The organism is Pseudomonas brassicacearum (genome assembly GCF_000585995.1).
Lineage (GTDB): Bacteria > Pseudomonadota > Gammaproteobacteria > Pseudomonadales > Pseudomonadaceae > Aquipseudomonas > Aquipseudomonas brassicacearum_A.
On record NZ_CP007410.1, the window covers coordinates 5489321 to 5502278 of the forward strand.

The 12958-nt window shown below is 61.7% G+C and carries 9 protein-coding genes; 5 read left to right on the forward strand and 4 right to left on the reverse strand.

All coding sequences use genetic code 11. The annotated features are described in order from the left end of the window. Window positions 1-176: 176 nt before the first annotated feature. From CD58_RS23480 to CD58_RS23500, 5 genes are all read left to right on the forward strand, one after another. Window positions 177-1334: an efflux RND transporter periplasmic adaptor subunit gene (locus CD58_RS23480; RefSeq protein ID WP_025215387.1), complete on the forward strand. Its 1158-nt coding sequence runs from the start codon at window positions 177-179 to the stop codon at window positions 1332-1334. Further along, a complete protein-coding gene (locus tag CD58_RS23485; RefSeq protein ID WP_025215388.1) occupies window positions 1331-4444 on the forward strand; it encodes a multidrug efflux RND transporter permease subunit in 3114 nt (1037 codons plus the stop codon). Before CD58_RS23480 ends, CD58_RS23485 begins: the two co-directional genes overlap by 4 nt. A gap of 9 nt (window positions 4445-4453) precedes the next feature. Next, on the forward strand, window positions 4454-5137 hold the full coding sequence (locus CD58_RS23490) for a heavy metal response regulator transcription factor (protein ID WP_025215389.1): 684 nt from the start codon (window positions 4454-4456) through the stop codon (window positions 5135-5137). Further along, complete coding sequence (locus tag CD58_RS23495) at window positions 5124-6491, forward strand: heavy metal sensor histidine kinase (protein WP_025215390.1); 1368 nt, start codon at window positions 5124-5126, stop codon at window positions 6489-6491. Before CD58_RS23490 ends, CD58_RS23495 begins: the two co-directional genes overlap by 14 nt. Window positions 6492-6753: 262 nt before the next feature. Beyond that, window positions 6754-8247 carry a sensor domain-containing diguanylate cyclase gene (locus CD58_RS23500; RefSeq protein WP_025215391.1) on the forward strand — a complete coding sequence of 498 codons (1494 nt, stop codon included), beginning with the start codon at window positions 6754-6756 and terminating at the stop codon, window positions 8245-8247. 247 nt (window positions 8248-8494) lie between these two features. On the opposite strand, the gene lpxC is transcribed toward CD58_RS23500, so the two are convergent. The 4 genes from lpxC to CD58_RS23520 form a co-directional block, all read right to left on the reverse strand. Beyond that, a complete protein-coding gene (gene lpxC / locus CD58_RS23505) occupies window positions 8495-9406 on the reverse strand; it encodes a UDP-3-O-acyl-N-acetylglucosamine deacetylase (protein ID WP_025215392.1) in 912 nt (303 codons plus the stop codon). 112 nt (window positions 9407-9518) lie between these two features. Beyond that, on the reverse strand, window positions 9519-10712 hold the full coding sequence (gene ftsZ / locus CD58_RS23510; RefSeq protein WP_025215393.1) for a cell division protein FtsZ: 1194 nt from the start codon (window positions 10710-10712) through the stop codon (window positions 9519-9521). 101 nt (window positions 10713-10813) lie between these two features. Beyond that, window positions 10814-12073: a cell division protein FtsA gene (gene ftsA, locus CD58_RS23515; protein ID WP_003178237.1), complete on the reverse strand. Its 1260-nt coding sequence runs from the start codon at window positions 12071-12073 to the stop codon at window positions 10814-10816. 15 nt (window positions 12074-12088) lie between these two features. Next, window positions 12089-12955, reverse strand: a complete 867-nt coding sequence (locus tag CD58_RS23520) for a cell division protein FtsQ/DivIB (RefSeq protein WP_025215394.1) — start codon at window positions 12953-12955, stop codon at window positions 12089-12091. Window positions 12956-12958 lie beyond the last annotated feature (3 nt).

Below are 12958 nucleotides of genomic sequence, written 5' to 3' on the forward strand. Positions count from 1 at the left end.
ATACCTGCCCGATACCGGCGCGCGTTGAGCAGATTCGATCAGCGCCACCACTCGTCCGACAGCAATCAGGGACAAAACTGACAAGCCTGTCAGTTCGGCGTCACCTTCCTGACCGCCTCGCAACGCTATATAAGAAAGATAGAAATCCCTCCGTCCTGAACCGGCCTCTCACATCCATGCACATCCAGAAAAAAACCGTCCTGCTCGTCGCGCTCCTGGTCGCCCTGGCGGCTCTCGCCCTCTGGTATGTCATGAAACCTGTCACCACAAAATCCGCTGCCCCCGCCGCCGTTCCAGTACGGGTCGTCAGCGTGGAGCAGAAGGATGTGCCGCGCTTTGCCAGTGGCATTGGCACGGTCCTTTCGCTGCACAGTGTGGTCATCCGCCCGCAGATCGACGGCATCCTCACCAAGCTGCTGGTCAAGGAAGGACAACTGGTCAAGAAGGGTGACCTGCTGGCGACCATCGACGACCGCTCCATCCGCGCCAGCCTCGACCAGGCCCGGGCCCAGCTCGGCGAGAGCCAGGCACAACTGGCGGTGGCCCAGGTCAATCTCAAGCGCTACAAACTGCTCAGTGTCGACGACGGCGTATCGAAGCAGACCTACGACCAGCAACAGGCGCTGGTCAATCAGCTCAAGGCCACCGCCCAGGGCAATCAAGCGGCCATCGATTCGGCGCAGGTGCAGTTGTCCTACACCCAGATCCGCTCCCCGGTGAGCGGTCGCGTTGGTATTCGCAACGTGGACGAAGGCAACTTCCTGCGCAGCAGCGACACTGAAGGCCTGTTCACCGTGACCCAGATCGACCCGATCGCGGTGGAGTTCTCCCTGCCCCAGCAAATGCTGCCCACCTTGCAACGGTTGATCGCCGCGCCCGAGCAAGCCTTGGTCAAGGCTTATATCGGCGCCGATGGCACCACCGGGGAAATGCTCGGCGAGGGTCGGTTGAGCCTCATCGACAACCAGATCAACACCAACACCGGGACCCTGCGGGCCAAGGCTGAATTCACCAACGCCGCGCAACGGCTCTGGCCAGGCCAGCTGGTGACCCTGAAGATCCAGACCGCCCTCGAAAAAGACGCCCTGGTGGTGCCACCCACCGTGGTCCAACGGGGCCTGGAGCAACACTTCGTCTATCGGGTCAAGGGCGACAAGGTCGAGAGCGTGCCGGTGGTGATGGTTTACCAGGACAGCGGCATGCACATCATCAAAGGCGTGAACGCCGGTGATCAACTGGTGAGCGATGGCCAATCACGGCTCAAACCGGGCACCCATATCCAGGTGCTCAGTGATCCACCGGCGCTGGCCAAGTCTTCGGAGTCGCAGCCATGAAGGGCCGCGGTTCGGTGTCAGCGTGGTGCATCGACCATCCCATCGCCACGGTGCTGCTGACGTTTGCCTTGGTACTGCTGGGGTTTATCGCCTTTCCGAAACTGCCGGTCGCGCCATTGCCGGAGGCGGAGTTCCCGACGATCCAGGTCAACGCCCAGTTGCCCGGCGCCAGCCCTGAAACCATGGCTTCGTCGGTGGCGACGCCGTTGGAGGTGCAATTCAGCGCCATCCCCGGCGTCACCCAGATGACCTCCAGCAGCGCCTTGGGCTCGACCAACCTGATCCTGCAGTTCAGCCTCGATAAAAGCATCGACACCGCGGCCCAGGAAGTACAGGCGGCCATCAACACCGCCGCCGGCAAACTGCCCAATGACATGCCGAACCTGCCCACCTGGCGCAAGGTCAACCCGGCCGACAGCCCCGTGTTGATCCTCAGCATCAGCTCCACGCTGATGCCCGGCACCGAACTGAGCGACTACGTCGAAACCCTGCTCTCGCGCCAGATCAGCCAGATCGATGGCGTCGGGCAAATCTACATTACCGGCCAGCAACGTCCGGCGATCCGCGTCCAGGCGTCGGCTGACCGGCTCGCCGCCATCGGCCTGACCCTGGCCGACATCCGCGTGGCACTTCAGCAGGCCAGCCTCAACCTGGCCAAGGGCGCCCTGTACGGCGAATCGAGTGTTTCCACCCTGTCGACCAACGACCAATTGTTCCAGCCCGCGGAGTACGGTGAGCTGATCGTGTCCTACAAGGACGGCGCACCGGTTCATCTCAGGGACATCGCCAAGGTCGTCAGCGGTTCGGAAAACGCCTACGTCCAGGCCTGGTCCGACGACGAACCGGGGGTCAACCTGGTGATCTTCAGGCAACCGGGGGCGAACATCGTCGAGACCGTCGACCGCATCCAGGCGGCCCTGCCGACCCTGCAAGCCATGCTGCCCGCCGCCGTGCAGGTCAAGGTGCTGATCGACCGTACCCAGACCATCCGCGCCTCGCTGCATGAGGTGGAAATCACCTTGCTGATCGCCGTGCTGCTGGTGGTGGCGGTAATGGCGCTGTTCCTGCGCCAGTTGTCGGCGACCCTGATTGTCTCGGCCGTGCTGGGAGTGTCGCTGACCGCCAGTTTCGCCCTGATGTACGTGATGGGCTTCAGCCTGAACAACCTGACCCTGGTGGCGATCGTCATCTCGGTAGGGTTCGTGGTGGACGATGCGATTGTGGTGGTGGAGAACATCCACCGGCACCTGGAGGCCGGCGACGGCATGCGTGAGGCGGCCATCAAGGGCGCCGGCGAAATCGGGTTCACCGTGATGTCCATCAGCTTCTCGCTGATCGCCGCGTTCATTCCCTTGCTGTTCATGGGCGGCGTGGTCGGGCGTCTGTTCAAGGAATTTGCCCTGACCGCCACTTCGACCATCCTGATTTCGGTGGTGGTGTCCCTGACCCTGGCGCCGACATTGGCCGCGCTGTTCATGCGCGCCCCGGTGCACCATGCCCACAGCAAGGCGGGGTTCGGTGAGCGTCTGCTGGGCTGGTATGAACGGGGCCTGCGTCGGGCCCTGGCTCATCAGAAGCTGATGATCGGCGTGTTCGGCCTGACCCTGGCGCTGGCCGTGGTGGGCTACGTGTTCATCCCCAAGGGATTCTTCCCGGTGCAGGACACCGGCCTGGTGCTGGGCACCAGCGAAGCCGCCGCCGATGTGTCCTTCCCGGACATGGTGGCCAAGCACAAGGCCCTGGCCGAAATCGTTGCCGCCGACCCGGCGGTGCAGACCTTCTCTCACTCCGTCGGCGTCTCGGGTAATAACCAGACCATCGCCAACGGCCGCTTTTGGATCGCCCTCAAGCCGCGGGGCGAGCGTGACGTGTCGGCCAGTGGGTTCATCGACCGGATCCGCCCCAAACTGCTGAAAATCCCAGGCGTGGTGCTCTACCTCAGGGCCGGGCAGGACATCAACCTCAGCTCCGGCCCCAGCCGCGCCCAGTATCAATACGTGCTCAAGAGCAACGACGGGCCGAGCCTCAACGCCTGGACGCAAAAACTCACCGACAAGCTGCGCGGCAACCCGGCGTTCCGCGACATTTCCAACGACTTGCAACTGGGCGGCAGCATCACCCACATCAACATCGACCGCAGTGCGGCGGCGCGCTTCGGCCTCACCGCCACCGATGTCGACCAGGCCCTGTACGACGCCTTCGGCCAGCGGCAGATCAACGAATTCCAGACCGAGACCAACCAGTACAACGTGATCCTGGAGCTCGACACCGCACAACGGGGCAAGGCCGAAAGCCTGGCGTATTTCTACCTGCGTTCGCCCCTGAGCGGAGAAATGGTGCCGCTCTCGGCCCTGGCCCGCTTCGATGCACCGAGCAACGGCCCACTGTCGATTGCCCACGACGGCATGTTCCCGGCCGCCAACCTGTCGTTCAACCTGGCGCCGGGCGTGGCCTTGGGAGACGCGGTGCGCATGCTCGACCAGGCCAAGAACGAGATCGGCATGCCGGCGGCCATCACCGGTAATTTCCAGGGCGCCGCCCAGGCGTTCCAGAGTTCCCTGGCCAGCCAACCGTGGCTGATCCTCGCGGCGTTGGTGGCGGTGTACATCATCCTCGGCGTGCTCTACGAGAGCTTCGTGCATCCGTTGACGATCATCTCCACCCTGCCCTCGGCCGGCCTCGGCGCGCTGGTCATGCTCTGGCTGTTGGGCCAGGACTTTTCGATCATGGCGTTGATCGGGCTGGTACTGCTGATCGGGATCGTCAAGAAAAACGGCATCCTGATGATCGACTTCGCCCTCGACGCCCAACGCAATAACGGGCTGGCGCCCCAGGAAGCGATTTTCCAGGCGTGCCTGACAAGGTTCCGCCCCATCATCATGACAACCCTGGCTGCCCTGCTCGGCGCCCTGCCGCTAATGCTCGGCTACGGACCCGGCGCGGAGTTGCGCCAGCCCCTGGGTATCGCGGTGGTAGGCGGCCTGCTGGTGAGCCAGGCGCTGACGCTGTTCACCACACCGATCATATACTTGTGGCTCGAGCGACTGTTCCATCGGCCCGCACATTCGCCAGAATCTGCGCCGACGACGGCACAGACGACCACAGACTGAGGCGGGACCATGCGCGTTCTGATCATCGAAGACGAAGAGAAAACCGCGGACTACCTGCACCGCGGCCTGACCGAACAGGGCTACACCGTGGACGTCGCGCCGGACGGCATCGAGGGGCTGCACCTGGCCCTGGAAACCGACTACGCCGTGATCGTGCTCGATGTGATGCTGCCGGGCCTGGACGGTTTCGGCGTGCTGCGGGCCCTGCGTGCCCGCAAGCAGACACCGGTGATCATGCTTACGGCCCGTGAACGGGTCGAAGACCGCATCAAGGGCCTGCGCGACGGCGCCGACGACTACCTGGGCAAGCCCTTCTCCTTCCTGGAGCTGGTGGCCCGCCTGCAAGCCCTGACCCGCCGCAGCGGCGGCCATGAACCGGTGCAAGTGAGCATCGCCGACCTGTGGATCGACCTGATCAGCCGCAAGGCCACTCGCGCGGGCCAACGCCTGGACCTGACGGCCAAGGAGTTTTCCCTGCTCAGCGTCCTGGCCCGCCGCCAAGGCGAAATACTCTCGAAGACCGCCATCGCCGAAATGGTCTGGGACATCAACTTCGACAGCGACGCCAACGTAGTGGAAGTGGCGATCAAACGCCTGCGAGCCAAGCTCGACGGGCCGTTCGAGCAAAAGCTGCTGCACACCATCCGCGGGATGGGCTATGTGTTGGAGAGTCGCAGCGATGACCTACCCTAATAGCATCGCCCTGCGCCTGAGCGGCCTGTTCACGCTGGTGGCGGCGCTGGTGTTTTTGTTGATCGGCGGGGCGTTGTATCAACAGGTTGGCAAAGGCCTTGGCCTCTTGCCCGAAGCCGAGCTCGACGCCCGCTACAGTGTCCTGGAGTCGACGGTCGGCCGTTATGGCACGTCCGAGCACTGGGTGAAGATCAACAACAAATTGCGACTGCTGGGCGAAGAAGACAAGCGCATCCACTTCTGGATCGTCAGCGGCGATCCGCGCTTTGAGTATGGCGATCCCGATCCGCAGATCCGCGCCTTTGCCGAAGGTCCGCTGGGCAAGCGCGACCTGAAGTTGCCCCAGCGGCATTACCCGATGAAAGTGTTGGTCAGCCAGTTCCCCGCCAAGGACCAACGCCCGCCGCTACGTTTCATGATCGGGATCGACACCGAGACGTTCTACCAGACCCAGCATCATCTGCTGGTGGCGCTGGTGAGCCTGGCGATTGTCGGTGTGCTGCTGGCTTCTTTGCTGGGTTATTGGGTGGCACGCATCGGCCTCAAGCCACTGATCAAACTGTCCGATGAGGCCCGGCGCCTGACCCCGCCCCGCCTGTCCGGGCGCTTGCGGCTGTCACCGCTGCCGCCGGAGCTCAGTCAGTTCGTCAGCTCCTTCAATGCCACCCTCGACCGGGTCGAACAGGCGTACTCACGGCTGGAGTCGTTCAACGCCGACGTTGCCCATGAGCTGCGCTCGCCCCTGACCAACCTGATCGGCCAGACCCAGGTGGCACTGACCCGTGGGCGTTCGGCCGAGCATTACTTCGAAGTGTTGCAGTCAAACCTCGAGGAGCTGGAGCGGCTGCGTTCGATCATCAACGACATGCTGTTCCTGGCCAGCGCAGACCAGGGCAGCAAAGCCACCAAGTTGACCAGCACCTCCCTGGCCGGCGAAGTGGCGACCACCCTCGATTACCTGGACTTCATTCTGGAAGACGCCCAGGTCCAGGTCCGGGTCAGCGGCGACGCCCAGGCCAACATCGAGATCGCTCACCTGCGACGGGCGCTGATCAACCTGCTGAGCAACGCCGTGCAGCATACCGCGCCCGGGCAAGTGATCGACGTGCGCATCGAGGCCCTTGGCGACCAGATCACCCTCGCCGTCACCAACCCCGGTGAACCGATTGCCGGCGAGCATCTGCCACGCCTGTTCGAACGTTTCTATCGCGTCGATGCCTCGCGTAGCAACAGTGGCGCCAACCATGGGCTGGGGCTGGCCATCGTCAAGGCGATTGCACTGATGCATGGTGGCGATGTGTTTGTGCACAGCGACCAGGGTGTCAACACATTCGGGATCCGCTTGCCAGCCTGACGCCCCTCCCCCCATAAGTTTTTACACGTCATCAGGTCTTTCCAAGCCAATGAATGCTGGGCGAAAGCCAACTGTAGCAAAATCGGAATACCGTCCGAACGCGCCCCCCAACTTTCATTAATTACCGGGTAATTGCGCAAACACTGATTGCCCGCTCTCATTGATCCAAGCACAATCAGCAAAAGGCCAGCATCTGGTTCATTGCCGGTTTGCAATCCTTGGGGACGGATCCCAGCCACATGACAATGCAGACATCGGAACCATGAGCGCGCGCAGTGCGACACCCGGCAACACCCAGCCTTCGATACGTTCGGAACGGGTACTCGTACTGGCCAGCTCGCTGGTTGTCATTGCCATCCTGAGCATCGTGACGTTTCTGTTGATCCGCGAACATGCGGCCGCACAACAGGCTGCGACACGTGCGGCGACCAATATCGTGCAATTGATTGACGCCGATGTGCTGCGTAACGTGGAGCTCTACGATCTGTCGCTGCAAGGTTTGGTCGCCGCCGCCAAACGCGACGACCTGGAAGATGTTTCGCCGGCGATTCGCCATCTGGCGCTGTTCGACCGCGCCACCGCCGCCCCCTACAAAGGCGACATCCTGCTGCTCGACAAGCGTGGCGATGTAATCGCCGACTCCGCCTCGGTCGAACCGCGCAAAGGCAATTACGCCGACCGAGAGTATTTCCAGTCCCATGTTCAGGACCCGAGCCTGGGCATGATGATCAGTCGCCCATTCCGTTCCAGGAGTGCCACCCACGATTGGCGCATCAGTTTCAGCTATCGACTGAGCGACGACCGGGGTGAGTTCATGGGCGTGGCCGAGGCCGCGATGCGTTTGAACTACTTCAGCCAGCTGTTCAAAAGCCTGAACATCGGCCACGGGACGGTCAACCTGGTCAGCCGCGATGGAATTCTGTTGGCCCAGGAACCGCCCCTGGCCGACGACATGATCGGCAAGGACTTCAGCAACCGACCGAACTTCGTACGCATCCTGCGTGAAGGTAACGGCAGTTTTACCAGCGTCTCCAGCTTTGATCAGACACAGCGCCTGTACACCTTTTCCCAGGTGGGCAACCTGCCATTGATCGTCGTGGTAGCGCTCTCCTCCCAAGAGGTCTTCGCCTCATGGCAGCGCACGGCATTGTTGGTCAGCGGCGCTACCGGCGCGCTGTGCATCGGTCTGCTCTGGCTCACCTGGCTACTGCGCCGCGAATTGCGCCGCCGTTACAGGGCTGAACGGAAATTGGCCCAACTGGCGTCCGTCGACGCCCTGACGGGCCTGGCCAACCGACGAACACTGGATGAGACGTTACAACAGGAATGGCTGCGCGCCCAACGTTCGGGCCAACCGCTGTCTGTGCTGATGATCGATGCCGATCATTTCAAGGCGTTCAACGATCGTCATGGTCATCAACAGGGTGACGAGGCCCTGCGCACCTTGGCGCAATTGATCGGCCAGCATGTCCGACGTCCCGCCGACCTGGCGGCGCGCTATGGCGGTGAGGAGTTCTCGGTGGTGCTGCCGGAGACCACCACCGCTGGCGCCTTCACCATGGCCCAGAACATTCGCGACGCGGTTGAACAACTGCCACCTGTGTCCGAGGGGGAAACGCCCATGACGGTCAGTATCGGCATCGCCACTTGGGCACAAGGGCCGTATGGCGAACTCGAACAACTCCTGTTCGCCGCCGACAAGGCGCTGTACCAGGCCAAGGCCAGTGGGCGTAATCGTGTGGTTTGTGCGATGTAGCGCCGGTGCACCCAAAGGCTATGGGCATGGCTCTCTGTGGCGAGGGAGCTTGCTCCCGCTGGGCTGCGCAGCAGCCCCAAACAGGCCTGGCCAATGAGTCTGATACACCGCGGAGTCAGATTTCAGGGCCGCTGCGCGCCCCAGCGGGAGCAAGCTCCCTCGCCACAACTACCCACCCTCCTCAGGAAACATCCATAAAAAAAGGCCACCCGAAGGCAGCCCTTAAAAAACTAGAGAGGTTTTTTGCTTACACGGCCGCAACAGGGCGCATGTAAGAGATGGGTGCGGTGCTGGCGTCTTCGAACGTCACGACTTCCCAAGCGTCTTTCTGCTCAATCAACTTGCGCAGCAGCTGGTTGTTCAGTGCATGACCGGACTTGAAGCCCTTGAACTCACCAATCAGGCTATTGCCCAGCAGGTAGAGGTCGCCGATTGCATCGAGGATCTTGTGCTTGACGAATTCGTCTTCATAACGAAGGCCGTCTTCGTTCAACACACCATCGGAATCGACCACGATCGCGTTTTCAACACTGCCGCCGAGTGCGAGGTTGTGCTTGCGCAGGTACTCGATATCACTCATGAAACCAAAGGTACGGGCGCGGCTGACTTCTTTTACGAACGAAGTACTGGAAAAGTCCACGCTTGCACTCTGGGTGCGGTCACGGAAAACCGGATGATCGAAATCGATCTCGAAGCTCACCTTGAAACCTTCGAAAGGGACAAAAGTGGCGCGCTTGTCGCCATCTTCCACGGTCACTTCCCGCAAGATACGGATGAACTTCTTGGCGGCGTCCTGCTCTTCCAGGCCAGCCGATTGAATCAGGAATACGAAGGGTCCGGCACTGCCATCCATGATCGGGACTTCGGACGCGGAGAGCTCGACGTAGGCGTTATCGATGCCCAGGCCAGCCATGGCCGAGAGCAAATGCTCCACCGTGTCCACTCTGGTGTCACCGTTGACCAACGTGGTCGACATAGTGGTTTCACCAACGTTTTCCGCGCGAGCAGGAATCTGCACCACAGGGTCGAGGTCGGCACGACAAAACACAATGCCGGTATCGATAGGCGCGGGCTTGAGGGTCAGGTAGACCTTCTCGCCGGAGTGCAAGCCGACACCTGTGGCACGGATAATATTCTTCAGGGTGCGTTGTTTAATCATGGCATGGGCCGCTTCAGCGCAAATTGCGAACTGGTATCAACAAAGGCTGGCGATGATAGCAGACCAGACCTTTGCTGAACACCAATCACCCGTATCCCCCTGATACATTTCATCAATCGGCCTGACGACGCAGGAATGCCGGGATGTCCAGGTAATCCAGATCGTCTTGCGGATTCATCTTCGCGGCAGTCGCGGCACCGGCCTGAGCCTGGTTGCGCATGACGGTCGGACGGTCCAGGTCACGGTAGTTCACCGCAGGCGCTTCCTGACGGGCAGACGCTTGTTGTTGCGGTTGCGAAGCCATGGAAGTGTGAACGGTATTGTCGATGACCTTCACAGGCTTCTCGATTTTCGCGCCCAGACCGGTGGCAACCACAGTCACGTGCAACTCGTCGCGCATATCCGGATCGATCACGGTACCGACCTTGACCATGGCGTGCTCGGAAGCAAAGGCTTCGATGATGCTACCCACGTCGGAGTACTCACCCAGGGACAGGTCAGGACCGGCGGTGATGTTCACCAGGATGCCGCGTGCACCTTGCAGGTTCACGTCTTCGAGCAACGGGTTGCGAATGGCCGCTTCGGTGGCCTCGCGTGCACGGTTCGGACCGCTGGCGCAGCCAGTGCCCATCATCGCCATGCCCATTTCGCTCATGACAGTCCGTACGTCGGCAAAGTCGACGTTGATCATGCCCGGACGCTTGATGATGTCGGAGATACCGCGAACGGCGCCGGCCAGTACATCGTCAGCCTTGGCGAAAGCCGACAAGAGGCTTGCGTCTTTACCGAGGATGGTCAGCAGCTTCTCGTTGGGAATGGTGATCAACGAGTCGACGCTTTCAGACAGCAGACGGATACCTTCGTCGGCGATCTGCATGCGCTTGCGACCTTCGAACGGGAACGGACGAGTCACCACCGCAACGGTGAGAATCCCCATTTCCTTGGCCACTTCGGCAATGATCGGCGCCGCACCGGTACCGGTACCGCCGCCCATGCCCGTGGTAATGAACACCATGTTGGTGCCCTGCAGGACTTCGGCAATACGCTCGCGGTCTTCGAGAGCGGCCTGACGACCGACTTCAGGGTTGGCGCCGGCGCCCAGGCCTTTGGTTACACCAGTGCCCAGTTGCAGGATGGTCCGCGCGCCGATGGATTTCAGCGCCTGGGCATCAGTGTTGGCGCAGATGAATTCAACGCCTTCAATGTTGCTCTTGACCATGTGGTTGACAGCGTTGCCGCCGCCACCGCCGACTCCGATTACCTTGATAACCGGGCTAGCGGGGATGTTGTCTACGAGTTCAAACATTTTCCCTCTCCTTACATTCTCTAGTTTTTTTCGCCTACTGCGTTTTTTACCGCCTTCCAGCGCCAAGCCTGAAACTTGCCGCGTGAAGCTTTGAACCTGTTTTAAAAATTGCCTTTGACCCAAGCCTGGAGCCGCTCGAAGAGCGGCGCCTTCGGCTCGTCGTTGCTGTAGCTGTCGCGACTGCCTATCCCTGAGAACGAAATCCCGTCGGACTGCTTCTGCAGGCCGTACATCAACAGGCCAACGCCGGTGGAATAAATCGGGTTGCGGACCACGTCATCCAGGCCCTTGACGCCATGGGGCACGCCCAGGCGTACCGGCATGTGGAAAATCTCTTCGGCCAGCTCGACCGCGCCTTCCATCTTCGACGTACCGCCGGTCAGCACGATGCCGGCCGGGATCAGGTCTTCGTAGCCGCTGCGACGCAGTTCGGCCTGGATCAGCGTGAACAGTTCGTCGTAGCGCGGCTCGACCACTTCGGCCAAGGCCTGGCGCGACAGTTCGCGTGGTGGACGGTCGCCGACGCTTGGCACCTTGATGGTTTCACCGGCACCGGCCAGTTTCGCCAGGGCGCAGGCGTAGCGGATCTTGATTTCCTCGGCGTACTGGGTCGGGGTACGCAGCGCCATGGCGATGTCGTTGGTCACCTGGTCGCCGGCAATCGGGATCACCGCCGTGTGGCGGATGGCGCCTTCGGTGAAGATCGCGATGTCGGTGGTGCCGCCGCCGATGTCCACCAGGCACACGCCCAGCTCTTTCTCGTCGTCGGTCAGCACCGAGTAGGCCGAGGCCAGTTGCTCGAGGATGATGTCGTCGATTTCCAGGCCGCAGCGGCGCACGCATTTTTCAATGTTCTGCGCAGCGTTCACGGCACAGGTGACCACGTGGACCTTGGCTTCCAGGCGCACGCCGGACATGCCCAGGGGCTCACGCACACCTTCCTGGTTATCGATCACGTAATCCTGCGGCAGGGTGTGCAGTACACGCTGGTCGGCCGGGATCGCCACGGCCTGGGCCGCGTCGAGCACGCGTTCAAGGTCCGCGGAGCTGACTTCGCGATCACGGATCGCCACGATGCCGTGGGAGTTCAGGCTGCGGATGTGATTGCCCGCCACGCCGACGAACGCCGAGTGGATCCGGCAACCGGCCATCAGCTGCGCTTCTTCGATGGCGCGCTGGATCGATTGCACGGTGGACTCGATGTTCACCACCACGCCTTTTTTCAAGCCACGGGACGGATGGGTACCGATCCCGACGATGACCAGCGTGCCGTCGTCCGCGACCTCGCCTACCAGCGCTACCACCTTGGAAGTGCCGATATCCAGACCGACGATCATTTTTCCGCTTTGCACGTTTGCCATGGGTCCTGCCTCTTCTTAATTCTTCGCGACGGCGGGTGCGGCCGTCGTGGGCGCTACAGGTTCCCGCCAGCCAACAGCCAGGCCGTTGGCGTAGCGCAGATCGATGCGCGCGATGTTCGTAATCTGTTCTTTGAGCGTCTTGTCATAGATGGCAATGAAACGGCGCATCTTTTCCACCAGGTTGCCGCGACCGAGCAGCAGCTCGATGCCCGGGCCCGAGCTGCCCGCGCCAGTGGTCAGAAACCAGCTGCCGCGCTCACGCAATTCCAGGCGCGCGATGGAGAAGCCCAGGGGCCGCAACATCTGACTCAACACCTGGTATTGCTGCATCACTTGCTGCTGGGCCCGTTGGGGACCGAACAGTTGTGGCAAATGTTCGTAGTTCGCCAGTTCCCGCGGCGTGAACGCCTGGCCCTGGTTGTTCAGCAACGACTCGTCGCCCCAACGGGCCACCGGCAGTTGCTCTTCCAGGCGAATAGACACCTGGTCAGGCCAAACCCGGCGGACCTCCGCATGGGCGATCCAGGGCATCTGCTCCAGCTCCGTGCGCATGCCCGCCAGGTCGATGGTGAAGAAGCTCGACGCCACGAACGGCGCGATCCGCTGCTGCACCGCTTGCTGACTGATGTAGCTCAGGTCGCCCTGGACGTTGATCCGGGCAATCGGCCGGTCGGCATAAGGCAACAACCGTTGCGCGCCTTCATAGGTACCGAACCCCAACGCCACCAGCAGCACCGGCCAGAACAGGCTCTTGAGAAAACCAAAATTGGCTTTCGGCAAACGCGCCGACATCGGCTCTTTAGCCACCATTCGGCTGGCACCCCGCGGCACCGGCTTGCGACCGGGTGCGGATGGCTGATGACGAAGCGATGCTCCTTGCATGGC